At 50.8% G+C, this 25,362-nt stretch carries 28 protein-coding genes and 1 tRNA gene; 19 read left to right on the forward strand and 10 right to left on the reverse strand.

What is annotated here, in order from left to right:
* Nucleotides 1–85 precede the first annotated feature (85 nt).
* Both xanP and AC0XWG_RS06525 read left to right on the forward strand, forming a co-directional pair.
* Entirely contained in the window at nucleotides 86–1,477 is a 1,392-nt protein-coding gene (gene xanP, locus AC0XWG_RS06520; protein ID WP_014881972.1) for a xanthine/proton symporter XanP, read from the forward strand.
* 119 nt (nucleotides 1,478–1,596) lie between these two features.
* Complete coding sequence (locus tag AC0XWG_RS06525; protein WP_475680476.1) at nucleotides 1,597–3,285, forward strand: AsmA family protein; 1,689 nt, start codon at nucleotides 1,597–1,599, stop codon at nucleotides 3,283–3,285.
* A gap of 157 nt (nucleotides 3,286–3,442) precedes the next feature.
* On the opposite strand, the gene yicI is transcribed toward AC0XWG_RS06525, so the two are convergent.
* The gene (gene yicI / locus AC0XWG_RS06530; RefSeq protein WP_475680477.1) at nucleotides 3,443–5,761 is read right to left on the reverse strand and encodes an alpha-xylosidase; all 2,319 of its coding nucleotides are present in this window, start codon (nucleotides 5,759–5,761) and stop codon (nucleotides 3,443–3,445) included.
* A 12-nt stretch (nucleotides 5,762–5,773) separates the two neighbouring features.
* Nucleotides 5,774–7,165, reverse strand: coding sequence for a glycoside-pentoside-hexuronide family transporter (locus AC0XWG_RS06535; protein WP_108089314.1), 1,392 nt, complete (start codon nucleotides 7,163–7,165; stop codon nucleotides 5,774–5,776).
* 290 nt (nucleotides 7,166–7,455) lie between these two features.
* Here AC0XWG_RS06535 and AC0XWG_RS06540 point away from each other — a divergent pair.
* The 6 genes from AC0XWG_RS06540 to AC0XWG_RS06565 all read left to right on the forward strand — a co-directional run bounded on the left by AC0XWG_RS06540 (nucleotide 7,456) and on the right by AC0XWG_RS06565 (nucleotide 10,912).
* Nucleotides 7,456–7,550: transfer RNA gene (locus AC0XWG_RS06540), tRNA-Sec, on the forward strand.
* A gap of 161 nt (nucleotides 7,551–7,711) precedes the next feature.
* Nucleotides 7,712–8,887, forward strand: a complete 1,176-nt coding sequence (locus tag AC0XWG_RS06545) for a tyrosine-type recombinase/integrase (protein WP_475680478.1) — start codon at nucleotides 7,712–7,714, stop codon at nucleotides 8,885–8,887.
* Nucleotides 8,888–8,891: 4 nt separating this feature from the next.
* Nucleotides 8,892–9,203 (forward strand): PD-(D/E)XK nuclease domain-containing protein, encoded by a 312-nt coding sequence (locus tag AC0XWG_RS06550; RefSeq protein ID WP_475680479.1) that lies wholly within the window; start codon nucleotides 8,892–8,894, stop codon nucleotides 9,201–9,203.
* A gap of 7 nt (nucleotides 9,204–9,210) precedes the next feature.
* On the forward strand, nucleotides 9,211–9,801 hold the full coding sequence (locus AC0XWG_RS06555; RefSeq protein ID WP_475680765.1) for a PD-(D/E)XK nuclease domain-containing protein: 591 nt from the start codon (nucleotides 9,211–9,213) through the stop codon (nucleotides 9,799–9,801).
* Nucleotides 9,802–9,803: 2 nt separating this feature from the next.
* Complete coding sequence (locus AC0XWG_RS06560) at nucleotides 9,804–10,592, forward strand: GapS4b family protein (protein ID WP_475680480.1); 789 nt, start codon at nucleotides 9,804–9,806, stop codon at nucleotides 10,590–10,592.
* Nucleotides 10,574–10,912 (forward strand): hypothetical protein, encoded by a 339-nt coding sequence (locus AC0XWG_RS06565; RefSeq protein ID WP_475680481.1) that lies wholly within the window; start codon nucleotides 10,574–10,576, stop codon nucleotides 10,910–10,912. The genes AC0XWG_RS06560 and AC0XWG_RS06565 overlap by 19 nt, the downstream gene beginning before the upstream one ends.
* A gap of 381 nt (nucleotides 10,913–11,293) precedes the next feature.
* On the opposite strand, the gene AC0XWG_RS06570 is transcribed toward AC0XWG_RS06565, so the two are convergent.
* Genes AC0XWG_RS06570 through AC0XWG_RS06580 form a run of 3 tightly spaced genes read right to left on the reverse strand, consistent with a single transcriptional unit; the run spans nucleotide 11,294 to nucleotide 12,850 of the window.
* The gene (locus AC0XWG_RS06570; RefSeq protein ID WP_475680482.1) at nucleotides 11,294–11,857 is read right to left on the reverse strand and encodes a phage polarity suppression protein; all 564 of its coding nucleotides are present in this window, start codon (nucleotides 11,855–11,857) and stop codon (nucleotides 11,294–11,296) included.
* 28 nt (nucleotides 11,858–11,885) lie between these two features.
* The gene (locus AC0XWG_RS06575; RefSeq protein ID WP_045408790.1) at nucleotides 11,886–12,104 is read right to left on the reverse strand and encodes an ogr/Delta-like zinc finger family protein; all 219 of its coding nucleotides are present in this window, start codon (nucleotides 12,102–12,104) and stop codon (nucleotides 11,886–11,888) included.
* 2 nt (nucleotides 12,105–12,106) lie between these two features.
* Nucleotides 12,107–12,850, reverse strand: a complete 744-nt coding sequence (locus AC0XWG_RS06580; RefSeq protein WP_475680483.1) for a capsid protein — start codon at nucleotides 12,848–12,850, stop codon at nucleotides 12,107–12,109.
* A 537-nt stretch (nucleotides 12,851–13,387) separates the two neighbouring features.
* On the opposite strand from AC0XWG_RS06580, the gene AC0XWG_RS06585 reads away from it, so the two are divergent.
* The 6 genes from AC0XWG_RS06585 to AC0XWG_RS06610 all read left to right on the forward strand — a co-directional run bounded on the left by AC0XWG_RS06585 (nucleotide 13,388) and on the right by AC0XWG_RS06610 (nucleotide 18,433).
* Nucleotides 13,388–13,654, forward strand: a complete 267-nt coding sequence (locus AC0XWG_RS06585; protein WP_475680484.1) for a helix-turn-helix transcriptional regulator — start codon at nucleotides 13,388–13,390, stop codon at nucleotides 13,652–13,654.
* Nucleotides 13,651–14,202, forward strand: coding sequence for a host cell division inhibitor Icd-like protein (locus tag AC0XWG_RS06590; RefSeq protein ID WP_475680485.1), 552 nt, complete (start codon nucleotides 13,651–13,653; stop codon nucleotides 14,200–14,202). The genes AC0XWG_RS06585 and AC0XWG_RS06590 overlap by 4 nt, the downstream gene beginning before the upstream one ends.
* On the forward strand, nucleotides 14,199–14,426 hold the full coding sequence (locus AC0XWG_RS06595; protein WP_017692848.1) for a hypothetical protein: 228 nt from the start codon (nucleotides 14,199–14,201) through the stop codon (nucleotides 14,424–14,426). Before AC0XWG_RS06590 ends, AC0XWG_RS06595 begins: the two co-directional genes overlap by 4 nt.
* Entirely contained in the window at nucleotides 14,423–14,743 is a 321-nt protein-coding gene (locus AC0XWG_RS06600) for a DUF5375 domain-containing protein (RefSeq protein ID WP_070533644.1), read from the forward strand. The genes AC0XWG_RS06595 and AC0XWG_RS06600 overlap by 4 nt, the downstream gene beginning before the upstream one ends.
* A gap of 14 nt (nucleotides 14,744–14,757) precedes the next feature.
* A complete protein-coding gene (locus tag AC0XWG_RS06605; protein WP_475680486.1) occupies nucleotides 14,758–17,091 on the forward strand; it encodes a primase-helicase zinc-binding domain-containing protein in 2,334 nt (777 codons plus the stop codon).
* A gap of 529 nt (nucleotides 17,092–17,620) precedes the next feature.
* Nucleotides 17,621–18,433: a hypothetical protein gene (locus AC0XWG_RS06610; RefSeq protein WP_003844494.1), complete on the forward strand. Its 813-nt coding sequence runs from the start codon at nucleotides 17,621–17,623 to the stop codon at nucleotides 18,431–18,433.
* A gap of 144 nt (nucleotides 18,434–18,577) precedes the next feature.
* Here the strand turns inward: AC0XWG_RS06610 and AC0XWG_RS06615 are convergent, their stop codons facing one another.
* Together AC0XWG_RS06615 and AC0XWG_RS06620 are read right to left on the reverse strand one after the other, a co-directional pair.
* Nucleotides 18,578–19,789 (reverse strand): DUF3644 domain-containing protein, encoded by a 1,212-nt coding sequence (locus AC0XWG_RS06615; RefSeq protein WP_475680487.1) that lies wholly within the window; start codon nucleotides 19,787–19,789, stop codon nucleotides 18,578–18,580.
* 64 nt (nucleotides 19,790–19,853) lie between these two features.
* On the reverse strand, nucleotides 19,854–20,045 hold the full coding sequence (locus AC0XWG_RS06620) for a toxin-antitoxin system HicB family antitoxin (protein WP_256068201.1): 192 nt from the start codon (nucleotides 20,043–20,045) through the stop codon (nucleotides 19,854–19,856).
* A gap of 125 nt (nucleotides 20,046–20,170) precedes the next feature.
* Here AC0XWG_RS06620 and AC0XWG_RS06625 point away from each other — a divergent pair, with 125 nt between their 5' ends.
* The 3 genes from AC0XWG_RS06625 to AC0XWG_RS06635 all read left to right on the forward strand — a co-directional run bounded on the left by AC0XWG_RS06625 (nucleotide 20,171) and on the right by AC0XWG_RS06635 (nucleotide 21,608).
* Nucleotides 20,171–20,512: a SymE family type I addiction module toxin gene (locus tag AC0XWG_RS06625; protein ID WP_475680488.1), complete on the forward strand. Its 342-nt coding sequence runs from the start codon at nucleotides 20,171–20,173 to the stop codon at nucleotides 20,510–20,512.
* 449 nt (nucleotides 20,513–20,961) lie between these two features.
* Complete coding sequence (locus tag AC0XWG_RS06630) at nucleotides 20,962–21,312, forward strand: type II toxin-antitoxin system RelE/ParE family toxin (protein ID WP_063927918.1); 351 nt, start codon at nucleotides 20,962–20,964, stop codon at nucleotides 21,310–21,312.
* A complete protein-coding gene (locus AC0XWG_RS06635; RefSeq protein WP_128348879.1) occupies nucleotides 21,309–21,608 on the forward strand; it encodes a helix-turn-helix domain-containing protein in 300 nt (99 codons plus the stop codon). The genes AC0XWG_RS06630 and AC0XWG_RS06635 overlap by 4 nt, the downstream gene beginning before the upstream one ends.
* A gap of 29 nt (nucleotides 21,609–21,637) precedes the next feature.
* Here AC0XWG_RS06635 and AC0XWG_RS06640 read toward each other — a convergent pair whose 3' ends face one another.
* Nucleotides 21,638–22,075 carry an acetyltransferase gene (locus AC0XWG_RS06640; RefSeq protein WP_475680489.1) on the reverse strand — a complete coding sequence of 146 codons (438 nt, stop codon included), beginning with the start codon at nucleotides 22,073–22,075 and terminating at the stop codon, nucleotides 21,638–21,640.
* 175 nt (nucleotides 22,076–22,250) lie between these two features.
* Between AC0XWG_RS06640 and AC0XWG_RS06645 the strand changes: the two genes are divergently transcribed.
* Entirely contained in the window at nucleotides 22,251–22,859 is a 609-nt protein-coding gene (locus AC0XWG_RS06645; protein ID WP_129324356.1) for a hypothetical protein, read from the forward strand.
* Nucleotides 22,860–22,915: 56 nt separating this feature from the next.
* Here the strand turns inward: AC0XWG_RS06645 and AC0XWG_RS06650 are convergent, their stop codons facing one another.
* A complete protein-coding gene (locus AC0XWG_RS06650; RefSeq protein ID WP_475680490.1) occupies nucleotides 22,916–23,914 on the reverse strand; it encodes a class I SAM-dependent methyltransferase in 999 nt (332 codons plus the stop codon).
* 77 nt (nucleotides 23,915–23,991) lie between these two features.
* Nucleotides 23,992–24,516, reverse strand: a complete 525-nt coding sequence (locus tag AC0XWG_RS06655; protein WP_028017827.1) for a lipocalin family protein — start codon at nucleotides 24,514–24,516, stop codon at nucleotides 23,992–23,994.
* A gap of 117 nt (nucleotides 24,517–24,633) precedes the next feature.
* Between AC0XWG_RS06655 and AC0XWG_RS06660 the strand changes: the two genes are divergently transcribed.
* Nucleotides 24,634–25,359, forward strand: a complete 726-nt coding sequence (locus AC0XWG_RS06660; RefSeq protein WP_028017826.1) for a MerR family transcriptional regulator — start codon at nucleotides 24,634–24,636, stop codon at nucleotides 25,357–25,359.
* Nucleotides 25,360–25,362: the final 3 nt, after the last annotated feature.

Here is a 25,362-nt window from a genome sequence, read left to right on the forward strand (position 1 = left end):
TTCTTCCTTTTTTTTGCTGGCAATCGTTTGCTTTTACCAGATGGTCAGATAAAATGCCCGCTTTTCCACCGTGGGATTGCCGCCGATGTCCGTTAACACCATAGAGTCGCCAGATGCGCAACCGATTGCGCAGAAGCAAAATAGCGAACTGATTTACCGCCTTGAAGACCGCCCGCCGCTGCCGCAAACGCTTTTCGCCGCCTGCCAGCATCTTCTGGCGATGTTTGTTGCGGTGATCACCCCGGCGCTGCTGATCTGCCAGGCGCTCGGTTTACCGGCTCAGGACACTCAGCACATCATCAGCATGTCTCTCTTCGCCTCTGGCGTGGCCTCGATTATTCAAATTAAAGCGTGGGGTCCGGTGGGATCTGGTCTGCTGTCGATTCAGGGCACCAGTTTTAACTTCGTGGCACCACTGATCATGGGTGGTACAGCGCTGAAAACCGGCGGTGCGGATGTGCCGACGATGATGGCGGCGCTGTTCGGTACGCTGATGCTGGCCAGCTGTACGGAAATGGTGATCTCCCGCGTGCTGCATCTGGCTCGCCGCGTCATCACCCCGCTGGTGTCTGGCGTCGTCGTGATGATTATCGGCCTGTCGCTGATCCAGGTGGGCCTCACCTCCATCGGCGGCGGCTATGCCGCAATGAGCGACCACACCTTCGGCGCGCCGAAAAACCTGCTGCTGGCGGGTGTCGTGCTGGCGATCATTATTCTGCTTAACCGTCAGCGCAACCCGTATCTGCGCGTCGCCTCGCTGGTGATTGCCATGGCGGCGGGTTATCTGCTGGCGTGGGCGCTGGGCATGCTGCCAGAGAACACCGCGCCGACCAACAGCGCGCTGATCACCGTTCCAACACCACTCTACTACGGCCTGGGCATTGACTGGGGCCTGCTCCTGCCGCTGATGCTGGTCTTTATGATCACCTCTCTGGAGACCATCGGCGATATCACTGCCACGTCAGACGTCTCCGAGCAGCCGGTTTCCGGCCCGCTGTACATGAAGCGCCTGAAAGGCGGCGTGCTGGCGAACGGCCTGAACTCGTTTGTCTCTGCGGTATTCAATACCTTCCCGAACTCCTGCTTCGGCCAGAACAACGGCGTGATCCAGTTGACTGGCGTTGCCAGCCGCTACGTCGGTTTTGTGGTGGCGCTGATGCTGATTGTCCTCGGTCTGTTCCCGGCGGTAAGCGGCTTTGTGCAGCACATTCCTGAGCCGGTACTGGGCGGTGCAACGCTGGTGATGTTTGGCACAATTGCCGCTTCCGGCGTACGTATCGTTTCCCGCGAACCGCTGAACCGCCGTGCAATTATGATTATCGCGCTGTCGCTGGCCGTGGGTCTGGGTGTGTCTCAGCAGCCGCTGATCCTGCAGTTTGCCCCGGACTGGGTGAAAAACCTGCTCTCTTCCGGCATTGCCGCGGGCGGTATCACCGCTATCGTTCTGAACCTCGTATTCCCGCCTGAGAAAAATTGATCTCTCTCACGGCAGGCAGTCAATGCCTGCCGTGACATCTAATTACACCATTCCCGCCTTGAGGATTGCGCATAAATCGTGCATAACTCCTTTATGTGCGTTTTGCGGGATGGAAGACCATGAAATTTATTGGAAAGCTACTCGTCTATCTTCTGGTAGCCGTGCTGATTGTGGTGCTGGCGCTCTATATCCTGCTCCAGACCCGCTGGGGTGCGAGTCAGGTCAGCAACTGGGTGACGGTAAATACCGACTACGAGCTCAGTTTCGACAAGATGAATCACCGCTTTTCGTCGCCTTCCCACATCATTCTGGAAAACGTCACCTTTGGCCGGGATGGCAAACCCGCCACGCTGGTTGCCAAAAAAGTCGATATTGGCCTCAGTAGCCGACAGGTTACCGATCCGCTGCATATGGACACCATCTCCCTGTTCGATGGCACGCTGAATCTTTCTCCTCAGACTGCGCCGCTGCCTTTCCAGTCAGACCGTCTGCAACTGAACAACATGGCCTTTAACAGCCCCAATACGGAGTGGGATTTAAGTGCCCAGAAAGTCACGGGGGGTGTCAGCCCATGGCAACCAGAAGCAGGCAACGTGCTGGGTAAAAATGCGCAGATCCAGATGAGCGCAGGATCGCTCACCCTGAACGGCGTGCCGGCCACCAACGTGTTGATCGAGGGTCAGTTGAACGGCAAGGAAGTGGTGTTGAACACCATCGGTGCCGATATGGCCCGCGGTTCACTCACCGGCTCCGCCCTGCGTAACGCCGACGGAAGCTGGATCATCGACACCCTGCGTCTGAACGAAATCCGCCTGCAGAGCGATAAAACGCTGATGGATTTCTTCGCACCGCTGACCACCATCCCCTCTCTGCAGATTGGCCGCCTGGACGTGACCGATGCCCGCCTGCAGGGCCCGGACTGGGCAGTTACTGATCTTGATTTAAGCCTGCGCAACCTGACGCTGAGTAAAGGCGACTGGCAGAGCCAGGAAGGGCGTTTATCCATGAACGCCAGCGAATTCATCTACGGTTCGCTGCATCTGTTTGACCCAATCCTGAATGCGGAATTCTCTCCGCAGGGCGTGGCGTTGCGCCAGCTAACCTCCCGCTGGGAAGGCGGCATGGTGCGCACCTCTGGCAACTGGCAGCGCGACGGCAAAGCGCTGATGCTGGACGATGTCGCCATCGCCGGGCTGGAGTATACCCTGCCGCAGAACTGGAAAACGCTGTGGATGGAGCCTCTGCCGGAATGGCTGAACAGCGTGACGCTGCAAAAATTCAGTCTGAGCCGCAACCTGGTGATCGACATCGATCCGACCTTCCCGTGGCAGATCACCTCTCTTGATGGCTATGGCGCGAACCTGCAACTGGTGAAAGATCGCCAGTGGGGCGTCTGGGGCGGCAGCGCAACCCTGAACGGCGCGGCGGCAACCTTTAACCGCGTGGATGTGCGTCGTCCGTCACTGGCACTGAATGCTAACGCTGCCACGGTGAATATTACTGACCTGAGCGCGTTTACTGAGAAAGGCATTCTGGAAGCCACGGCGACGGTTTCACAACTGCCCCAACGGCAAACCACTGTTAGCCTGAACGGGCGCGGTGTGCCGCTGAACGTGATCGAGCACTGGGGTTGGCCAGCGCTGCCGATTGCGGGTGACGGCAATATTCAGCTCACCGCCAGCGGCAGCGTGCAGGACAAAGCCCCGCTGAAGCCAACCGTTAACGGGAAACTGAATGCAGTCAATATGGATAAGCAGCAGGTCGAGCAGACAATGACGGGCGGTGTGGTTTCAACACCGATGCAATAAACAAGCCGGGTGGCGCAAGGTAAATGCAAAACGGCAACCCTGTTGCCGTTTTTGATGTTTGTTCCCTCTCCCTGTGGGAGAGGGTCAGGGTGAGGGCATCAGACCGCACAATTATCATAGGCCCGGTAAGCGAAGCGCCACCGGGCATTTGTACGGCTCAGAGGTGAATCACCACCTCATCCCCCTCGGCTTTCACCACCACACCCCACTCGCTGCCCGCGAGTGAACCGCCCTTCACACCGCTCACCTTCTGCACGTTGCGCAAGCACACCGACCAGTTTTGCGCGTCTCCCGCGCCGGTAAGGGTCACGATTTCGCCCCGACGTGACGCCTTCAGCGTAAACGTCACGGAGCCGTCCGTCGCAGGCACTTCGCTCATCGCCGTTGCGCCGTCATCCAGGTTAAACAGCTGGAAAGCTGTGCCCTCATGCCACGCGTAATCCGGCTTCTGGTTATTATTGCCCAGCGCCAGCAGTGTGTTATCGCGCACATAAACTGGCAGGCTCATAAAATCGTGCTGCTGTTTATGCCAGCGGCTGCCCTGGATTTCATCGTTATGCCACAGATGCGTCCAGCGTCCTTCCGGCAGATAAAACTGCACGTCACCCACTTCGGAGAACACCGGCGCAACCATCATGGAATCCCCCAGCATGTACTGACGGTCAAGATAATCGCACGCCGGATCGTCCGGGAACTCGAGCATCATCGCCCGCAGCATCGGGGTACCGCACTCGCGCGCCAGCGCAGCCTGACGATACAAATACGGCATCATCTGGCATTTCAACTGAGTGAAATGGCGCACCACGTCGCAGGACTCGTCATCGTACGCCCACGGCACGCGGTAGGATTTGCTGCCGTGCAGGCGACTGTGGCTGGAGAACAGCCCAAACGCGCACCAGCGCTTGTAGACGTGCGCCGGAGCCGTATTTTCGAACCCGCCGATATCGTGGCTCCAGAAGCCAAAGCCAGACAGGCCGATCGACAGCCCACCGCGCAGGCTTTCTGCCATTGATTCATAGTTGGCGTAGCAGTCACCGCCCCAGTGCACCGGGAACTTCTGCGCACCCACGGACGCTGAACGGGCGAACAGTACAGCATCGTCTTCGCCGACGGTTTCTTTCAGTACGTTCCACACCAGTTCGTTATAGATGTAGGCGTAGTGGTTGTGCATCTTCTGCGGATCGGAACCGTCGAACCACTGCACGTCGGTCGGGATACGCTCGCCGAAGTCAGTCTTGAAACAATCCACGCCAATATCCCCCAGGCCTTTCAGCTTGTCGGCGTACCATTTGCAGGCTTCCGGGTTGGTGAAGTCATAGATCGCCAGACCCGGCTGCCATTTGTCCCACTGCCACAGGGAGCCATCCGGGCGCTTGAGCAGGTAACCCTTCTCTTTCAGTTCCTGGAAGATTGGGGATTTCTGGCCGATGTACGGGTTGATCCACACGCAAACCTTCAATCCTTTCTCTTTCAGGCGACGGATCATCCCTTCAGGATCCGGGAAGGTCACCGGGTCCCACTCGAAATCGCACCACTGGAAGGCCTTCATCCAGAAGCAGTCGAAGTGGAAGACGTGTAGCGGCAGGTCGCGCTCGGCCATACCGTCGATAAAGCTGTTGACCGTGGCTTCGTCATAGTTGGTGGTAAACGAGGTGGTCAGCCACAGGCCGAACGACCACGCTGGCGGCAGCGCCGGACGCCCGGTGAACTGCGTATAGCGGTTCAGCACCTCTTTTGGGGTCGGGCCGTCGATCACGAAGTACTCGAGATATTCTCCTTCCACGCTGAACTGCACTTTGGAGACCTTCTCGGAGCCGACTTCAAACGAGACGTTTTCCGGGTGATTCACCAGCACGCCGTAGCCGCGGTTGGTCAGGTAGAACGGGATATTTTTGTAGGACTGCTCGGTGCTGGTGCCGCCGTCGCGGTTCCAGGTTTCGACCGTTTGCCCGTTGCGCACCAGCGCGGTAAAGCGCTCGCCCAGGCCGTAGACCGTTTCCCCCACGCCCAGATCCAGACGCTCAAAAACGTAGCTGCGGTCGGTATTGCTGTCCTGCACGTAGCCGTTGTTTTTCAGCTGGCTGCCGGTAATACGCTGGCCGTTGCGCAGGAAATCCAGCGTCCAGAACTCACCTTTGGTGACGCGTATGCTAACGCTGCCGCTTTTCAGCTCGGCAAATTCGGCGTTGTTTTCAATCTCTACCTTCACGTCTTTCAGCACATTCAGCGGATAGTGCGGGCCGTTATTCAGTGCGCCCTGGAAGTGCTCGATACGCACCCCGACGATCCCTTCCTGCGGGGCAAACAGGCGCACCGTGAACATCAACGTGTCGAGCTGCCAGGTGCGTTCGCGCACGTCGCGCGGCGCCACGTAGACCACCAGGTCATTGCCCTGCTGCTCCACGTCGAACACCTGCACCGGATAGGTCACGTTCAGGCCCGGTTGAATAAGCCAGTTTCCATCACTGATTTTCATACTCTCGTCCTCTTAGTTCTGCAATTCTTTGCTGACCGGCAGGTTTTCAAACTCCTGCTGATTGCGGCGCGCGCCCTGCGCCAGCTCGCCCAGGATTTTGGTCAGGAAAGGGGTTTTCAGCGTGTAGTAGCGTTTGGCGATAATGGCGCTCAGCACGTAGCAGATCGCCGGGGCCAGGGTAAACAGGCCGATAATGATGCTGATGGTCGCGCTGTTCTGGGTTTTGGCTGCCGCGTCGTAGCCGCCGCCTGCCAGCATCCAGCCGATCATCGCCCCGCCCAGCGCCAGGCCGAGTTTCAGCACGAACAGCGTGCCCGCAAAGCTGATGCCGGTCAGGCGCTTGCCGTTGGTCCATTCGCCGTAGTCGACGGTATCGGACATCATTACCCACTGAATCGGCGTCACCAGCTGGTGCAGCACGCCGATAACGAAGATGAAGCCGAACATCAGGACGGTGGCATGCATCGGCACGAAGAACATCGCCACGCTGACCACCGCCAGCGCGGCGTTGGTCCACCAGAAGATGCTGACCTTGCACTTCCAGTCGGTGAGCGGTTTTGCCAGCGCGGAGCCAATCAGGTTGCCAACGCAGTAGGTGGTAAGGAAGGCGACGAACACCTCCGGCGAACCCATGATCCAGGTGCAGTAGTACATCATCGCCCCGCCGCGCACGCAGACGGCAAGGATGTTGAAGATGGTGAGCACGCCAACAATGCGCCACTGGTCGTTTCGCCAGATATCACGCAGGTCTTCACGCATGGAGGTGGTGCTCGGTGGGACCTGGATGCGCTCTTTGGTGGTAAAGAAGCAGAACGCCAGCATCAGGAACGCGACAACCGACAGCACGGCGATCCCGCCCTGGAATCCAAAGGCTTTGTCGTCGCCGCCAATCAGGTTCACCAGCGGCATCATCAGCACCGTGGAGAGCATTCCGCCCGCGGTCGCCAGCACAAAGCGCCAGGACTGAAGGGAGATACGCTGCGTCGGGTCATTGGTGATCACGCCGCCCAGCGCGCAGTAGGGGATGTTGACGACGGTATAGAGCAGGGTCAGCAGGGTGTAAGTAACGGCGGCGTAAACCATTTTACCGTTGAGGCTGAGGTCCGGCGTAGTGTAAGCCAGCACGCAGACGATGCCGAATGGGATAGCGCCGAACAAAATCCACGGACGGAACTTGCCCCATCGGCTGCGGGTGCGGTCGGCAATCAGCCCCATGCACGGGTCGGAGATCGCATCCAGTGCGCGCGCCAGCAGGAACATGGTGCCGACAAACCCGGCGGGAATGCCGAAAATATCGGTGTAGAAAAACATCATGTACAACATGACGTTATCAAAAATGATGTGGCTGGCGGCGTCTCCCATGCCGTAGCCAATCTTCTCTTTTACTGACAATACTTCGCTCATCTTTTTTTATCCTTCACGCTGTAGGGGGCGCTGAGACCGGTTACATTGGTTTTAAACCATTGTTTCAAAGGCGGGTATTGCGTTTTCTGGTTAAGAGATTACGTTTCTTGTTTTTTGTGATCGCGGTAAATGTTGGGAAGCACGAGGGGCTAACATGAGGATTTTCTTAGGAATTAGCTGAAATGATCCGGTACAGGTCAAAAGAGAGGTGAAAAAAGTGTGTAGGGGTATGTGGTAAATCCCTGAAAGTAGCTATAATGCGCCCCGCCTCCATGTAGCAATGCAGGCGCGGAAGATCGTCATCTCCGGTGAGGTGGCTGGACTTCAAATCCAGTTGGGGACGCCAGCGTTCCCGGGCAGGTTCGACTCCTGTGATCTTCCGCCAAAATTCCTCCGCCGCTATCCGGGAACGTCTAAAAATCCTTTATTTTCAACATACATAGTAAATCACTTATCCGTAACCGTCCGACAAGTTCTCCCTGAGTCCATGAAAAATATGTATAGTGATGTGTATAGATTTTTTATACACATTTTTGACTTATACACATGCCACTAACAGACATACAAATTAAACGAGCAAAGCCCCAAGACAAACCCTATACATTGAACGATGGACAAGGTCTGTCATTACTTATCAATCCAGACGGGTCAAAGGGCTGGCGCTTCCGCTTTCGTTTTGCCGGTAAAGCACGGCTAATGTCATTTGGCAGCTACGACCTTGTGAGCCTCGCAGAAGCACGTGAGAAACGCGATACCGCTCGTAAGCAGGTAGCAAACGGCATAGACCCAGTGGAAGAACGTAAAGCCCAAAAACTGGCACTGCAACTCTCAACAGAGAACTCATTCGAAACCATATGTCGAGAATGGCACACTAACAAAGCTGACCGCTGGACAGTGGCCTATCGCGAAGAAATCATTAAGACATTTGAGCAAGATGTGTTCCCGTTCATTGGTAAACGCCCTATCAGTGAAATCAAACCGTTAGAACTGCTTGAAGTATTGCGACGAATAGAGAAGCGTGGGGCACTTGAGAAAACACGTAAGGTGCGTCAGAGGTGCGGTGAGGTTTATCGCTACGCAATCATAACTGGCCGCGCTGAATACAATCCTGCTCCTGATTTGGCTATTGCTTTAGCCGTTCCGAAGCAAAAGCATCATCCATTTTTATCCGCTGAAGAGTTACCTCATTTTATTCGGGATCTTGAAGCGTATACCGGCAGCATCATCACTAAGAATGCGACAAAAATCGTCATGCTGACCGGTGTACGAACCCAAGAGATGCGCTTTGCTACATGGGATGAGGTTGACCTTGAGAAAGGTATATGGGAAATCCCCGCTGAACGTATGAAAATGCGTAGGCCTCACATTGTTCCTTTATCTACCCAGGTAGTTGACCTATTTAAGCAGCTCAGACCTATTACCGACCATTACCCTTACATCTTCATTGGCAGGAACAACCGCAGCAAACCGATCTCGAAAGAAAGCGTCTCGCAAGTTATTGAGTTACTTGGTTACAAAGGACGTGCTACAGGTCACGGTTTTAGGCATACAATGTCGACAATTCTACACGAGCAAGGGTTTGATAGTGCTTGGATTGAGATGCAGTTGGCACACGTGGATAAAAATAGCATTCGAGGCACTTATAATCATGCTCTATATCTTGAGAAGCGTAGAGAAATGATACAATGGTATTCTGATTATCTCACGAAATTGAAAGGATGAAATCATGGGTGAGTTCTCAAAATTAGTTGGTGACGTTGGTGAAAATATCGTCACGAATTTTTTAGATTTATTTGGGTGGGAAAATCACGTAACAAATAAATATGTTAAATGCCATACCCAAAAGCATCAAAAAGAAACACATGGGATTGATGCGCTTTTCGCCTATCATTCCCCCTTAGAAAGTAAAACTATTGAAAATGTCATAGTATCATCAAAATACTCCTCAAATCCTTATTCTAGCGTACCATCTACGTTTAAGGCGCACTTTGAAGACATTGCACTAGCGATAGAATCGCTACAACAAATCAACTCTTAAAAAAGAGATTAATGAGCGTCTCAGTACTAATGGATCATGTCGTAAAGTTGAGACAGGTGTTTTGTTTTATATTAATAACGATGAAACCCCTGAAAAGCAAAGCATCATTAATCAAATAAAAAACACACAAAGCAATAGTGAGTTAAAATACAGAACAATTCATGTCATTGATAATAAAAGAGCCGCATTTTTATTTGACAGCATAACCTTCATTAGAAAAAAATATGGGAAAGATAAGGTTAACTTCTTCTACCCACCAACATCCCTAAATTTAATGATGATACAGAAAAAATACTTTGGGAAAATCTTTCCAGTCGAATACATATCATCGCCAATAATCCCTTTCCTTATTGAGCAAGAAAATAACGAACAACCCATTATATGCATGGTTTGCTCTGAACCTTATTCAAGCGATTTATTAGATGGGTTAATAAGCTGTACAAGAGATTTAGTTGCTGATATTTCCCAGAATCTAATGTTTGTTTTTGAGCATTATAATAAACTTAATAGCAAAGAATCTTTAGATGCTATCAAGCTAGCAACTGATAAAAATATAAATATAGAAATTGAATCTTACAATAGCGATTTCAGGGGGTAAAAATGGACCACATTATATTACCAAGCGGAGATAACTTAAAAACTCTTCTCTCCCAGAGTAAAATCACAAAGGCTGATGTTAAATCTATATTACGACAGAGAGGGGTGTTTTGTTCAAGCGATGAGAAGAGTAACACTGTCCCTTTGCTTATGAAATCATTAATTTCACCACTAGAGTTTAATGAGCTGGTAGAAAAAATAAAAACTAAAGAGCATAGTTCTAAAATAAGCATGCGAACTTTAGAATGGGATTCTAAAGATACACTAATTGATGCAATTGGTGGGGATGTAGATCTAACAGGTTTAATAGAGGACCCATTTAGCAATTATGAAATATCTTTTATTTCTGATTTTTATGCTAAAGAAGATAAAGAAAATCTTGTTGCCCTAGACTTTGAAGTTAAACGTACCGATTTAATGAGTGGATGGAATGAAACGGAGCAATTCTTCTCAGGTAGAATTGAACTTGAGAAAAAAAATGGACAATCTGATAAAGTTGAAGTAAATATATCTATCAACCATACTTCTAATGAAACAAAACTTGTTGCTGATAAAATCCTTAGAAGGTTAAACTCTCATTTTAAAGAAAACAATCACATTAAACAAAACGCTGAAATCTTAAAAATACAATTTAACCACTTCAACAATGAAGGGCGCATAGCTTTTCTTAAAGATATATCTGAAAGTCATCGTAAGAATGAGTTCTATTTCAATAAAATTATTGATGTTGATTTCCATCCAGATGAAAATGCTACTTTCCCTCAGGGCATGGAGTGGTTAGAAAAAACATAGAAGAACTTAAGCTCAAAGGGACTCTTGGTGATTCAATTTTCTTTAGAAACAAAAGCATTCACCCGAGCCTAAAAATAGCAAAACTAGTCGCAAACTACACTATGCAGGATATAGATTATGATGCTGAATGTAAAATATCATATGAATTCCCTGAATATGCTTCTAAAAAAAATGAAGCAGCAGAGTTAGTAATTGATTTCAAATCTTTCAATGGTAAAGGTGCATCTAATACTAAAATCAATAATATAAAATCAGAAATCATGAAAACACTTGAAAGCGTAAAAATTATCGCTTACGAGCGCCATCGTAATAAAGACTAGTAACATATAATAATGCCGCCGAAAGGCGGTGTTATTGTACATTTCCTATAAGCATACCCTTCATACCTTAATCTCCCGTACTCTCGTTCTTAGCAAATCGTGCAAGACAACAGCAAAGCAGTAATTTTCAATCAAAGCCATCACAACGAACTCAAGGGCTAAACAAATAAAGCACCGCGCCGGCGCGCAATGCTCTCCCCGCCCCGCCTGCCCGCTTAAGGGGGCGCTTTTAATGCAGGTGCATGACCGGCCTCTGAGCTCGTCAGTGCTGGTGCTGGCGGGGGATTCAGTGTCGGTAAAACGCATGCAAAACCATGCACCTTATGCATGCATGGCTTTTTTACGTAAAAATGGCGGGATTTTCAGGGATTTTTGAAAGGACTACTGCGCAGCCAGTTCTGCACGGCGGCGGGTGTAATTCAGGTTCTGTGCAGGTGTGAATTTTTCACGACTATCATCGCGCGAGGCCGCGTCAGGCCTGAACCCAATGGCCGTTAAAATTTCATTATCCTGCACCGAATAATTAATTTTTTCTCCGGCGGCCAGCCAGACCTGCAGCGCTTCACGCAGATAGTCGAGTGAGTGCTGCATGGCGCAGCGCTGAACGGCGGAATGTTGCCCGGAATAATTCATCAGCTCCGGGGCAAGGGCGGCGGCCAGCTCCGCGCCGTGCGCCTGCATAAAATCATTCAGACGGTTAGGTATGCTGATGCGCTGCACCTCCTCATGCGAGCGGATATAACGCCCGGCAGCCTGGTTAATTTCCCACTTTTTCACGTCGATAATCTCGCGCAGTGTTTGCAGGCTCCGGCCGCTGTGGCCGCTACCGGCAAGCTGTTCGCGGTATGCCTGTTCGGCCTGAGTCAGTTCTTCCCTGCGTTGCAGCCAGGCGGATTTATTTGTCTGACAGGCCTCAAAGGCTTTCTGTAGCGTCAGTGTGGTCACGTAAGTTTCTCCTGATGACTGGTCGTGTTTAAGCGCCCGCACGGTTAACGGTGGCTGCCGGTTCGGATGCAGGAATGACCGGCTCTGTCGGCGGCGAACAGATAATCCCGTCAACGGATTCAAGCGTGCGGAAAGTTGCCGAGCACTCGATATTCACGCACTGGTGATAGCGCTGTTTAACGTTCTCTGACAGATAACGACTGGTGCGGGCGTGTGCACTGGTTTTGCAGAACGGACAGTGAAACATACTTATGCCTCCGCCTTAGTGCCGTCATTTTCAGACAGCTTTCTGGCGAGCTTCATTCTCTTCGCCGGGCTGCGTAACAACTCCGTATCCACACCGGTTATCTGCGGCCGGTGCATGCCCGTCACGGACAATACCGGCTCCTGCTTCATATCGAAGTGATACAGGCTGCCCTGACGGCTCAGCGCATCGCGCAGCTCACCGATGGCCACGGGCTGCGGTGCACTGTCTCCCTTCATTTCGAGGGCGCGAATGCGCAGCAGGAAAGCACGTATGAGCGCGACGGGGAGCGTGTTGACCGCCTGAGCCCATTCCGCACCGGCATAAGCGGTAAAGGCATCGTCATGCGCTGACAGGTATTTACTGGCAGTGGAGCAGGCATTCAGCATGGCGCGTGTCCGGTCGGTTTCCAGCTCCGCAATCAGGCCGGTGAATTCGTCGGCCAGCTCGCGACTGGCGATACGCTTGCTGTGCTCAGCTTTCATTTCAGGGGTGAGATTGCCGCGCAGGGTGCGGAAGCGACTGCGCCAGTCCTGCTCCGCCTCTGCACTCTCACTGAGGGCGGTCTGCCGCTCCTGCTTACAGCGTTCAATGGAAGTATCAATCTCTTTCAGTTCCTGCATGCTGGCCGCGTGGGTGTCTCTGGCCGCAGTGAATGTGCTCAGCTTATCGGTGATGTGCTGGCTGTTCTCTGCGGACTGCTGAGCAGCTACATTCTGCAGGGCGGTAATGACTGTTTCGGGTTTCATGTTCAGGCTCTCCGTGTGTTCAACCTGATATGATTCTGCCCTTCATCACACAACATCTCGATTCATTGCAGTTGTGGCAGTTCTGGCACAAACAGCACTCAAAACCCGGCTTGCCAGAGAAAGGTCTCAGCAAAACCTTACTCATCGTTTGTTTTTTTACATATAACTATTCACCACTGTTCACCTTAAATAAAAATATAATAAATACAGTGAGATAAAGGGTTAACAGTTGACAGCATGACTGTTCACCGTCTGTTCACCACTGTTCACCCTCCTGTTTTGCTCTGTCTATACCACTTAGACTTTATTTCGATTAAAAATGAAAAACGTATAACTAAAAGCAATAGAAATTGCTGCATTGTAATGCAGTGATTTGCATATGTTTGCCAGCGTTTTCCTTTGTTTGCCATAGCGAAAAGTCAATGTTTGTTTCCCCAAAAATCTCACATGACCTGAGGAAAAATATAGACATAATAAGGAGCTACCCGAAGCCGGACGGACATGACCGGCACTGTATGGACTTTGTGAGGTAGCCCGATGCACACCGCTTTTTCTTCCCCGTCTTCTGCCCCTGCCGCGCCACTGATACCGGTCTCTGATGCCGTTCAGGAGCGCTTTATCCGCCTGCCTGAAGTGATGCATCTGTGCGGCCTGTCCCGGTCAACCATTTACGACCTCATCAGCCGCGAGGCTTTCCCGAAACAAATCTCCCTCGGCGGAAAAAATGTGGCGTGGGCGCAGTCTGAAATCACTGCATGGATGGCGGATCGCATTGCCGAACGTAACCGGGGCTATGACGCATGATGATGACCGTTCAGCAAACAGCCCCTTTTTCTGGCTTGCTTCTTTTCGCCGTTTCCAGGTATAGTTTTCCCGCTGTCGCAAAATCGGCAGCCGGGATTGGCGTCCCGTTTACAACATTGGCGACACCGGACGCGCCTTGCGTCTTTTTTTGTGTCTATGCCTCAGCGCATCCATTTTTGATCCAGAGATTTATCTGTCTATGGATCCTTCGTGTAATGGTGGCTCAGGCGGGGGCTTCTCACGAAGCGCCGGTTTCCAATGTTGCCGGTTACGCCAACCCCGTCTGGGCTACCACCAGTGAAATTGGCGTTTCCAGTGGTAGCAGTCACATGCAAACATTGGAGGTTGCCACTATGGCTACGACCCTCACCCCGTCACACCCGCAATTTGTCTTTGTGTTTGCCGCCGTTCCTCGCGCAGACCGTAAACCCCGTATCTGTATGCTCCGCACCGTTGCCAGTGATGAACACGCTGCACGTCGTTCACTCGTTCGCGATTACGTCCTCTCGTTTGCCGGCCGTCTGCCGGTTGCGGAGGTGCGCGCATGAGACACACCACCATTACCGCCCGTGACCTCGAATGCCTTGAGCACATGCGCAATGTCGGCCAGCTCGTCAATGAGCTGATGCAGGTACAGGACTGCGCCACCGTTCGTCGTGATCCTGCGCAGCAGTCGCAACTCACCTCCGTGATTTACCTTATGACCGCCCAGCTCGACGGCGTGGTAGAGCGCTGCAATCAGCGCTGGCTGACCGGGGAGGGCAACGTATGAAAAAGCCATTACCGCCCGTATTACGCGCCGCGCTGTATCGTCGCGCCGTGGCCTGTGCATGGCTGACGGTATGCGAACGCCAGCGCCGCTACCCAAACCTTACCCTCGACGCGCTGGAAAGTGCGATTGCCGACGAGCTGGAGGGCTTCTACCTGCGCCAGCACGGCGAGGAAAAAGGGCGTCAGATTGCCTGTGCACTGCTGGAGGATTTAATGGAAGACGGACCACTCAAGGCCGCGCCCTCACTGTCCTTTCTCGGGCTGGCCGTGATGGATGAACTCTGCGCCCGTCACATTCAATCGCCTGTTGTGCACTGAGGGAGAAAATAACGATGAAAATGAACGTAACGGAAACCGTAAAACAGGCGTGCGGCCACTGGCCGCGCATTCTCCCGGCGCTGGGCGTGAAGGTGATTAAAAACCGCCATCAGGCCTGTCCGGTATGCGGTGGCTCTGACCGTTTCCGCTTTGACGATAAAGAGGGGCGAGGCACATGGTTCTGCAACCAGTGCGGTGCGGGTGACGGTCTTAAGCTGGTCGAGAAAGTGTTCGGCGTGACCGCATCAGAGGCCGCCGGAAAGGTGGGTGCCGTGACCGGCAACCTGCCACCGGTTGCCCCCGAAGTGATTGCGGCCGCAGAGGCTGAAACCGAAGCAGACCGCAAAGCGGCGGCCGCGCTGGCCGTCAGACTGATGGAGAAAACCCGCACGGCCAGCGGCAACGCCTATCTGACCCGCAAGGGATTTCCCGGTCATGAATGTGTCATGCTGACGGCCACACATAAAACCGGCGGCGTGATGTTCCGCGCCGGTGATGTGGTTGTCCCGCTGTATGACGATACCGGCGCACTGGTTAACCTTCAGCTTATCAATTCTGAGGGGCTCAAACGTACCCTGAAAGGCGGGGCGGTAAAAGGAGCGAGCCATACCATCGAAGGGAAAAAACAGGCTGGAAAACGCCTGTGGATTGCAGAGGGCTATGCGACCGCGCTCACCGTGCATCACCTGACCGGCGAAACCGTTATGGTGGCGCTGTCGTCCGTGAACCTCCTTTCTCTGGCGAGCCTTGCCCGTCAGAAACACCCGGCCTGTCAGATTGTCCTCGCCGCCGACCGTGACCTGAGCGGCGATGGTCAGAGTAAAGCCGCTGCGGCCGCAGACGCCTGTGAGGGCGTTGTTGCCCTGCCTCCGGTGTTCGGTGACTGGAATGATACGTTTATGCAGCACGGCGGGGAGGCCACGCGGAAAGCGATATATGACGCCATCCGGCCACCGGCGCAAAGTCCGTTCGACATCATGAGCGAGGCGGAATTTACCGCTATGAGCGCCAGCGACAAGGCCTGGCGGGTACATGAGCATTACGGCGAAGCGCTGGCGGTGGATGCGAACGGCCAGCTCCTGTCCCGTTATGAAGCAGGGATATGGAAAGTCATACAGCCGTCCAGTTTCGAACGCGACGTAGCCGGGCTTTTCCAGCGCCTGCGCGCCCCGTTCTCGTCGGGGAGAATCACCTCAGTGGTGGAAACGCTGAAGCTGATTATTCCTCAGCAGGCCGCACCGGCACGCCGTCTGATTGGCTTTCGCAACGGGGTACTCGATACCCAAAGCGGCCTGTTCAGTCCACATCATAAATCGCACTGGCTGCGTACGCTGTGCGACGTGGATTTTACCCCGCCGGTGGAAGGCGAAATGCTGGAGACTCACGCGCCGAACTTCTGGCGCTGGCTCGACCGTGCTGCCGGTAGCAGACCAGAAAAACGCGATGTAATTCTGGCCGCGCTGTTTATGGTGCTGGCGAACCGCTACGACTGGCAGCTCTTTCTCGAAGTCACCGGTCCCGGCGGGAGCGGGAAAAGTATTCTGGCCGAAATTGCGACCCTGCTTGCCGGAGAGGATAACGCCACGTCGGCCGATATCGACACGCTGGAAGACCCGCGCAAGCGTGCCTCCCTGATTGGCTTCTCGCTGATACGTCTGCCTGACCAGGAAAAATGGAGCGGTGACGGTGCAGGGCTGAAGGCCATCACCGGCGGCGATGCGGTCTCGGTTGACCCGAAATACCAGAACCCTTATTCAACGCATATTCCGGCGGTCATTCTGGCCGTGAACAATAACCCGATGCGCTTCACCGACCGCAGCGGCGGTGTGTCACGTCGCCGGGTGATTATTCATTTCCCGGAGCAGATTGCCCCGGAGGAACGCGACCCGCAGCTCAGGGATAAAATTGCGCGAGAGCTGGCCGTCATCGTGCGCCAGCTTATGCAGAAATTCAGCGACCCGATGACCGCGCGCGCACTGCTCCAGTCGCAGCAGAACTCCGACGAGGCGCTCAGTATCAAGCGTGATGCTGACCCGACGTTTGATTTTTGCGGCTATCTGGAAATGCTGCCGCAGACTAACGGGATGTTTATGGGCAATGCCAGCATTGTCCCGCGTAATTACCGTAAATATCTCTATCACGCGTATCTGGCCTATATGGAGGCTAACGGATACAGGAACGTGCTCAGCCTGAAAATGTTCGGGCTGGGGCTGCCCATGATGCTGAAAGAGTACGGCCTGAATTATGAAAAGCGACACACAAAGCAGGGGATACAAACTAACCTGTCGCTGAAAGAAGAAAGCTACGGCGACTGGCTGCCGAAATGCGATGACCCTGCAGCGACATAACCAACTCCAGACCGGCAACAGCCGGTCTTTTCCTTTCTGGCCATTTTCATAGGGTGAACAATCCACTGTTCACCCTTCACCGTATATTCACCCTGTATCACCATGAAATTATTAATAAAAAACCAGAGGTGAACAGTGTGAACAGTCAAACCCAAAAAAATTTTTTTATCCCCCCGCGCATCACCTGACCGGACTCATCCAGACGATCAAAAATCACAAAGGTGAAGAGTCGACTGTTCACTCTTCACCAACTATTCATCACTTATCGCTATGATATTAAAAAGAAAAATGGCAAGGTGAACAGTGTGAACAGTGTGAACAGTGTGAACAGTGTGAACAGTGTGAACAGTTAAATGCAAAAAAACTTTTTTGTAGTTATAGTCGAAACTAGCGCTTGAATGGAAAGTACTGCGTGCCCATAGTAACTAAAATGTTAATCCTTGATAGAAATCTCAAAAATCGATTCATCCTTATGTTAAACAAGCATATATTTTAAGTATTATCATGCAACATATAAGGAATCATTCAGATGGATGATGATAATTTCGATATTATTGACTTTAGAAATGAAATAGATAGTTTAAATCCTTCTAATAAAAAAAGATTAGCAGAACAGTTCGCTCTTGCAGCATTAGGGAGCATACCTTGGATTGGAGGTTTTTTAGGTGCTATTGCAAATTTTAAAAGCGAAGAAGGCAATATAAAATTAAACTCATTACAAACAAAGTGGCTTGAAGAACATCATAAAAAACTAGAAAATTTAAATTCAACTTTAAATGTTATAGCAAAGAGATTTGAACAACTAGGCGAGGATATCAATGAAAGACTTGAGTCTGAGGAGTATCTTGATTTAGTCCGCAAAAGTTTTCGTGTATGGAATGATGCTGATACACAAGAAAAAAGACAGCTAGTCTCTAATATGATAACTAATGCTGTCAGTTCTAAAATATGTTCTGATGATATTATTCGTTTATTTATAGATTGGCTTAATATTTATCACGAAGTGCATTTTCAAGTCATCAGAATTATTTATCAAAATCCAGGCGTAACCCGTTATGAAATATGGATGGAATTGCATGAAATAATTCCGCGCGAAGATTCGGCTGAGGCTGATCTCTACAAAATGTTAATTAGAGATCTGTCAACAGGTGGAGTGATTAGGCAAGCACGTAATACCACAGAAGATGGTCAGTTCTTAAAACAAAGACATGCCCCGCAAGCCAAGCGTGGCACATCAACGCTTGAGTCTGCTTTCGAGAACACAAAATCTTATGTACTGACCGAACTAGGAAAGCAATTTGTGCACTATACAATGAATGAAGTAGTGACCAAGCTGGATTGAGCCGGAGTTAAATTGCTATACACTGTGCCACAGCACATGTGTATAGCAATGCGTATAAAAACATCATAGCGCAGTAAAAATAACAATATAAAACATGAAGTTACAACTCAACATTGACTCCTGTGATCTTCCGCCAAAAGTTTGCTATTTTTTCTTTAGTAGTTTTCTATAAAATAAAATTGAATCTTCTAACCATTTTGGTTGCTCCAAGTTTTTGACAACCCATTGTATAAATTTCTCAGAGTAACGATGGCGTTCATCAATTGTATAATGCATCTCAGATCGTTTTGATTTTTGAATATTATGCTTTTTGACTATAGCATTGAAGGCGTATGTTGTTATTGTTATATTTTTTTGCAACTCATTAATACGCTCAATTGCCGAACCTTGATAATATGGATGAGTGACATCTGGATCTCGTGTTTCACGAATGATAATGGCATTGTTACCATTACTTCCCACTCCTAAAGAAAGATCGCTATCTTTTTCTGATTTGGTTAAAGTGAGTCTATAATCAATTGATATACTAAATTCATTAGAGTTTTGTTCCTCTACCGTAGTATGAAACCGTGTCAAAAAATCTTTTGCTACATTCGCAGTCATCTCTCCATAATTTTCTTTAATTGTCATTAAATCACTTTTAGGACCATCTATAACAAGACTAAGCATCCCTACACTTTGCCCTGCTAATGGAGACATTCCTGTTTCATTTAAATATCTTTGTTGAAAATTTAAAGCACACGCCTGAAAAAGACGTGATAGCTCTGGCTGAAGCTCTGGGAGAAGAAGATGTATTGCTCCATCACGAAGCTCAATTAATACATCTAAGTTTTTCTTTACCGGATCATTTTGCTGAAAACGCTTATGGATCGCTTCTGAGATGCAAACTGAATATCCATTTTTATTGAAAACCTCGCCTATTCCAGCGGATTTTATTAACTCTGCTTTTAATAATAACTCCCAAGCATTTACTGCCAATATACAAAATGCTTCAACTCGATTATCTAAGCTGGGTCTGTTGTAGATTTCTAGAGATAATATGAAGGCGTCCAAACTTCGTTTTAAAAGTGATCTATAAATCTTGGTATCTGGTGTTAATGATTTTGCCTTTAAAGATTGTGACATCAGCGAGATAAATTCATCATTTGATAATTTTAGAATGCCCTGACATCTCCACAATTTTCCATCTGTACTATGTACATACTGACCATTCAACTTCTCATTAATATACTTTCTAATACTATTTTCAGAGTAACCTGTTTCGCTTGCCAATTCTGATGGTGTAAATGTGTTATTGTTTTTTTCATTTCTTCTAAGAGCGGCTAACAATTTTAGTTGATTAGTTGTCCGTGTCATAAAAAATTCCTTTTATTTTCCTAACGAATTCAAAGTCCTGATTCATTATAAACAACGAGATTTCTTATCCTTTTGGTTCAAATCCTTTTCTTCTTAACGCCTCCCTCGCCAGTTCCTTTAACCAACTGGCAAGACTTACCCCTTCCTCAGCCGCCACCGCATCCAACTGCTCCTTCAATGCCGGATCAATACGCATCTTAAACTGCGGAGACTGCCCGCCGCCTTTTGGTTTTTTTTCGCGCGATATGATTGACATGAGGCCACCTATCCATCTACTCTGACACGTATAGGAGGCCACCTAAACCTCCTGTTTTTGCAACGCCCCAATGTGCAGGAACACAACTGGAGCGTCTAACCTCACCAACTATCAAGGAGTTGATTATGGCTGATTCGCATTCTACCCCAGACACCGACCAATCCGGAATCGAGCGTTCATTAATTGTGGGATACCGCCCGAATGTTTTCGACAAATCCACGCCCAATATCATTCTGTCCGGCAAGTGGCTGCGCGCGGCGGGGTTTGAAACCGGGCATCAGGTCACGGTGAAGGTGATGAAGGGTTGCATCGTTCTGGTGGCATATAACGAGCAGGAGCAGCGGTTACAGGATGATTATAAACGGACGAAAGCAAAGCTCGTTGAGATAGAGGACGCCCTCGCAGCGATCCAAACTCCGCGTCCTGGAAAGCGCCTCGCAAAAGTGAATACACACCGCCGAGCTTAACGCTGAGAATATGGAGGTGGCATTACAGACAAAGATGTCATCCAGTCTCCGGCAGGCAAAATTGAGTAACATTCAACTATCCGGAAATTCCGGATAGTTCACCTGAAGAAAAACAGCAGATTTCAGAGAGATAGAGCACCACAACCTCGAAGCAATACTCGACGTCGGGTACCGTCCTCCTCGAGCCGTCCAGTTCCACCAAGGGCCACCCAGACCTTCCAGTAATAGTGGGTAAAAAGGTTATTTATGGACAAACGGCAGCTTTACTCTCCAGCATGAATGAAAAACGCTGGAAAACGCCTCGCAATTTCTTAATTGCACGATCCGTTTGAAATCCCCTCTTTGTCATACTCCTGCCACTAACAGCCTGGCTGTCGATGACAGCCATTGCATTTATTAACTACAGCTTATATTCTTTTTATAAGCTACAGCTTATCATGGACGAAAGCATGTGGACGGTTCGGTTCGGAAAGGTATTCGAGCAGTGGTTGTTTGAACAGGAAGAAGGATTACAGGATAAGGTACTGGCAGACCTGCTAAATCTGCAACACTATGGGCCACGTCTTCCTCGTCCTTATGCAGATACGGTTAAAGGCTCACGGTATAAACATATGAAAGAATTACGTATTCAATATGCTGGTCGTCCTGTTCGTGCTTTCTTCGCATTTGATCCTGTACGTCAGGCCATTGTGCTTTGCGCGGGCGATAAGAGTAACGACAAAACCTTTTATGAAAAAATGATTCGCATCGCAGATACCGAATTTTCCCTTCATCTGACAAGCCTGGAGGCAACCAAGTGAAAACCTTAAATGAAGTGATTGCGTCACGTTCACCGGATAGCCAACAACGAATTAAAGAAATGGCAGAGGAAATGATCCTCGAAACGGGTCTGCAACTTTTACGTGAAGAGCTCAGGCTTTCGCAAAAAAATGTTGCCGAGCTTATGGGGGTAAGCCAGCCCGCAGTAACTCAGATAGAGCAACGTGGAAATGAACTAAAAATTGCCACACTTAAGCGCTACATTGAGGCAATGGGTGGGAAACTTTGTATCGACGTTGAACTTCCCACAGGAAAACGCGTTGCATTTCATATCTAACAAATGTGATTTCTGCGTTAAGTGAATATTCACTTAACCAACCGCATATGCAACAGCGGAAACGGGTTTCCCTGCCCGTCCAGCTCTGAGCGGCCAACCTGCTCAAACCCCATATGACGATAAAATTCCACCCCCTGCGGGTTTTGCTCGTTCACATCCACTTCATTCACGCCAAACTCTGCGATGGCGTATTGCAGCAGCAATTTCCCGACGCCCTTCCCCCGGCTCTCATCATCAACAAACAACATTTCAATGCGATTTTCATCAACGCCTAAAAAGCCGTGAATAGCGCCTGCGTTATCTTCAGCAATCACAACCTTGAGGTTAGGTAAATACGCACTGAGCAATAACGGGCGCAGCGCCGCAATATCGCTTTCCTGTAAAAAGTGGTGGGTGGCGCGGACGGAAGATTCCCAGATCGCGACCAGACGTTCGAAGTGTGTGGGGAGTGCGGTTTCTATTTTCATGGGGGGATCATGGCTATCAGCCAACCTAAAATCAAGCCATCAGAAATAGTGAAAAGTCTTAGGCCAAAAGGAAAAAGTTGCAGGGCTAATGCAAAGGCATGAATGTGAAAACACCAACCAAGAACAAAACTATGATCTGAATACGATGGCTACATAAGCGGCTGGAGATCCTGAAATGGCAGATCAAAGCGATGGCTTTCTTAAAGATGAATATTTAAAGCTACAGGACCAATATGAAGACTACGATCGCAGAGCTTTAGTTATAAAAGGATGGATTGGTGCTGGGGCATTGGCGGGGTTCGCATTGGGTACCAATGCAGACAAACATGTAACATTACTCACTCTGTTTGCTATTTCGTTGATCGCCATGTGCTTTTGGTATCTCGAGGCAAAATGGAAAACATTCCAGTATGCCATTGCTGATCGAATCCGGATTATTGAAGCGCACTTTCGCCAGGATCCACATGTGTTATTCAAAGATCCGAAGCCATTACAAATTTATCATTGGTGGTTTAAGTCTTACTCGAAAGATGAACCCATCTACGATTACGAAACCGCCTACAGACCAGCCAATAAATGGCACCGATTCAGAAGCGCTGCATTTCAGGATTTTGTTCACCTACCCTATTCGCTCATTATTGTCCTCTGCATTTTGATAGGGGTAATAGATTCAATAGCTGATAAGCCTTCCTCTGATCCATACAAACCTACATGTGTTCTGTCACAAGTTGTGCCAGGAATTGCAGTACCCTCAACCTCCTATGTCTGTATTTTGAGCAAATAATAACGCTTCTCTGCGGCCTGTTCCCCCTCTCCCACAGGGAGAGGGAACCGACCGTGCTAAACCTTAATTTCCATCACCGCATACACCCCGTCCTTCGGCACAACCACGGTGACGTTTTCCACCGGCACGCCCGCCGCGAGGTGGATATCCTGCAGCTGCTGTAACGACCTCGGGTGAATATCCTCCCAGCCGATACCCCGCAGCACAAAATCAATCTGCGGGCTGCTGGTCAACATGTTCGAGACAATCACCGGGCCGCCGGGCTTTACCATCCGCAGCGCGCGCTGGAGGAAAATCACCGCATCGGCATCATTGAAGTATTCGAAAATCCCCAATGCATCGACAAGCTCGGCCTGCTGCTCGCCCAGCTCCAGCAGTAAGTCCTCGTTACGCACCAGCGTGTGCAACAAGTTGCGCCTGAGTAGCGTAAGCTGTTCGCCCACCACAATGCCTTCCTGCGCCGCCATGGTTTCGGCCCAGCTGAGCGCCACGGGGTCTTTGTCCACCAGCGTGAGAAAAACCTGCTGACCGTCGAGCTTTGCCTCGCGCAGCGCCTCAAGCACCGGAATAGCGGCCCCACTCGCCAGGCTGACCCAGTTGTTCTCACTTTCGTTATGAATGTACTTTTCCACCAGCGCGGCCAGTACTTTGGCACGGGAGCGCACGCCAACCGCATCGTTAGCGTGGATAAACCACTGGCGGCTGTCGCTGTCCATTTTTGTACCGTCAGGCAGACGGTCTTCCAGCGGGTTTTGCACCACAAACAACGCCAGCGCGGAGGGCACCAGTCGCGTTCGCCACGCGGTAAGCGCCGGCCGGTTACGAAAAGCCTGTTCGGAATAACGGTTCTGAGGGACAAGCACGGCTTGCCCGCCTTCTTCGTATTCAATCAGCGGGGGCCGGAGCGCTGGCTCGGCTTTCAGCGCCCGGTCAAGCGCAGCGATCTCACGGGCAGCATCGTCTTTCATCGGCCACTGGTCGCTGACATCGGGAAATGACGCACTGAAAATCGTCATATTTTCCGGCGCGTCGCCGCGAAAAGGCTGCCAGTTCATCTCGTTGTCTCCCGTTACGCTAATAACGAAAGTCTATCCAGGCAGACCAGTAATACCCTACGAAGAAAGCACGATCTTCACTGTTTCACCCACACCAGTTGATCAACACGAAAACCCAATCCGCGCGCGGTATTCAGGTAATCCTGTTTCACGGCATCCGGGATTGTCGGGGTACGCGACAAAATCCACAGGTAATCGCGGTTCGGGCCGCTCACCAGTGCGTACTGGTACTTATCGTCCAGCTTGATCACGTTATAGCCGCCGTAGAACGGGCCGAAGAACGACACCTTCAGCGCCGCCGTGGTCGGTTCACCGGTAAAATACGCTTTGCCTTCGCTCTCATTCCACGTCTTCTTCACCGGGTCATAACCCCGGTTTAGCACGCTAATACCGTCGTCACTGCGTTTGCCGTAGGTGGCAGTCACCTGCTCCAGCCCGCGTTCAAAGCGGTTTTCCAGGCGAGCGATTTCGTACCATTTGCCGAGATAGCGGCTGGCATCAAAGCCTGAAATGGGCTGTACGCCTTTCGGCGGCGTAGGAGATTTACAGGCGACCAGTGTCAGAGCGATGGCGACACCGGTCACAACAGGCCATACCTTCATGAGAACTCCTTTCATTTGCATGGTTGGACGTTAATTGTAGTGCACCGTTTCGACGCTTCATCCCGTCCGGGAAAATTCGTAGTATATTGAGAATATTCCTCCACTCTGGACACGGGCATGGCTTACTCCATCGGCGAATTCGCCAGACTCAGCGGCATCACCGCCACCACGCTGCGGGCGTGGCAGCGTCGCTATGGTTTACTCAAGCCGCAGCGCACGGATGGCGGTCACCGCCAGTACAGCGATGAAGACGTCCAGCAGGCGCTAAAAATCCTCGACTGGGTAAAAAAAGGGGTCCCGATTGGCCAGGTCAAACCCCTGCTGGAACGCCCGACACCGGGTCGGACCAATAACTGGCAAACCCTGCAACAGAACATGCTGCAACGCCTGCAGGACGGTAAAGTCGAGTCCCTGCGCCAGATGATTTACGACGCCGGACGCGAATACCCTCGGCCAGAGCTGGTCGCGAACGTACTGCGCCCCTTGCGTAGTCAGGTCTCCGCTAACGTCGCTGCTGCCATGACCTTGCGTGAAATCCTCGATGGCATCATCATCGCCTACACCTCGTTTTGTCTCGAGGGAGATAAAAAAGCGCCTGGCGATAATATTCTGCTCAGTGGCTGGCATCTGAATGACCCGTGCGAGATCTGGCTCGAAGCCTTAACGCGCACCGGGCAAGGTCACCGGATCGACATTCTGCCCTCGCCTCCTGCCGCGCTGGCACCGGAAATATTCCCGGATCGTAAATGGCTTCTGGTCACCAGCGGTAAACTCACCGCTGCACGGAAAAAGCAGGTGGAGCAGTGGCAGCAGCAGGTATCGCTTGAAGTGATTATCCTCTGACGA

The sequence above is a fragment of the Enterobacter sp. DVT3837 genome (genome assembly GCF_056238685.1).

Excerpts from the sequence above, each read along its gene's own strand:
- xanP (WP_014881972.1), top strand. The coding sequence starts at position 86 with ATGTCCGTTAACACCATAGAGTCGCCAGATGCGCAACCGATTGCGCAG.
- AC0XWG_RS06525 (WP_475680476.1), top strand. The coding sequence starts at position 1,597 with ATGAAATTTATTGGAAAGCTACTCGTCTATCTTCTGGTAGCCGTGCTG.
- yicI (WP_475680477.1), bottom strand. The coding sequence starts at position 5,761 with ATGAAAATCAGTGATGGAAACTGGCTTATTCAACCGGGCCTGAACGTG.
- AC0XWG_RS06535 (WP_108089314.1), bottom strand. The coding sequence starts at position 7,165 with ATGAGCGAAGTATTGTCAGTAAAAGAGAAGATTGGCTACGGCATGGGA.
- AC0XWG_RS06545 (WP_475680478.1), top strand. The coding sequence starts at position 7,712 with ATGCCACTAACAGACATACAAATTAAACGAGCAAAGCCCCAAGACAAA.
- AC0XWG_RS06550 (WP_475680479.1), top strand. The coding sequence starts at position 8,892 with ATGGGTGAGTTCTCAAAATTAGTTGGTGACGTTGGTGAAAATATCGTC.
- AC0XWG_RS06560 (WP_475680480.1), top strand. The coding sequence starts at position 9,804 with ATGGACCACATTATATTACCAAGCGGAGATAACTTAAAAACTCTTCTC.
- AC0XWG_RS06575 (WP_045408790.1), bottom strand. The coding sequence starts at position 12,104 with ATGTTTCACTGTCCGTTCTGCAAAACCAGTGCACACGCCCGCACCAGT.
- AC0XWG_RS06580 (WP_475680483.1), bottom strand. The coding sequence starts at position 12,850 with ATGAAACCCGAAACAGTCATTACCGCCCTGCAGAATGTAGCTGCTCAG.
- AC0XWG_RS06585 (WP_475680484.1), top strand. The coding sequence starts at position 13,388 with ATGCACACCGCTTTTTCTTCCCCGTCTTCTGCCCCTGCCGCGCCACTG.
- AC0XWG_RS06590 (WP_475680485.1), top strand. The coding sequence starts at position 13,651 with ATGATGATGACCGTTCAGCAAACAGCCCCTTTTTCTGGCTTGCTTCTT.
- AC0XWG_RS06595 (WP_017692848.1), top strand. The coding sequence starts at position 14,199 with ATGAGACACACCACCATTACCGCCCGTGACCTCGAATGCCTTGAGCAC.
- AC0XWG_RS06600 (WP_070533644.1), top strand. The coding sequence starts at position 14,423 with ATGAAAAAGCCATTACCGCCCGTATTACGCGCCGCGCTGTATCGTCGC.
- AC0XWG_RS06605 (WP_475680486.1), top strand. The coding sequence starts at position 14,758 with ATGAAAATGAACGTAACGGAAACCGTAAAACAGGCGTGCGGCCACTGG.
- AC0XWG_RS06610 (WP_003844494.1), top strand. The coding sequence starts at position 17,621 with ATGGATGATGATAATTTCGATATTATTGACTTTAGAAATGAAATAGAT.
- AC0XWG_RS06615 (WP_475680487.1), bottom strand. The coding sequence starts at position 19,789 with ATGACACGGACAACTAATCAACTAAAATTGTTAGCCGCTCTTAGAAGA.
- AC0XWG_RS06620 (WP_256068201.1), bottom strand. The coding sequence starts at position 20,045 with ATGTCAATCATATCGCGCGAAAAAAAACCAAAAGGCGGCGGGCAGTCT.
- AC0XWG_RS06625 (WP_475680488.1), top strand. The coding sequence starts at position 20,171 with ATGGCTGATTCGCATTCTACCCCAGACACCGACCAATCCGGAATCGAG.
- AC0XWG_RS06630 (WP_063927918.1), top strand. The coding sequence starts at position 20,962 with ATGTGGACGGTTCGGTTCGGAAAGGTATTCGAGCAGTGGTTGTTTGAA.
- AC0XWG_RS06640 (WP_475680489.1), bottom strand. The coding sequence starts at position 22,075 with ATGAAAATAGAAACCGCACTCCCCACACACTTCGAACGTCTGGTCGCG.
- AC0XWG_RS06645 (WP_129324356.1), top strand. The coding sequence starts at position 22,251 with ATGGCAGATCAAAGCGATGGCTTTCTTAAAGATGAATATTTAAAGCTA.
- AC0XWG_RS06650 (WP_475680490.1), bottom strand. The coding sequence starts at position 23,914 with ATGAACTGGCAGCCTTTTCGCGGCGACGCGCCGGAAAATATGACGATT.
- AC0XWG_RS06655 (WP_028017827.1), bottom strand. The coding sequence starts at position 24,516 with ATGAAGGTATGGCCTGTTGTGACCGGTGTCGCCATCGCTCTGACACTG.
- AC0XWG_RS06660 (WP_028017826.1), top strand. The coding sequence starts at position 24,634 with ATGGCTTACTCCATCGGCGAATTCGCCAGACTCAGCGGCATCACCGCC.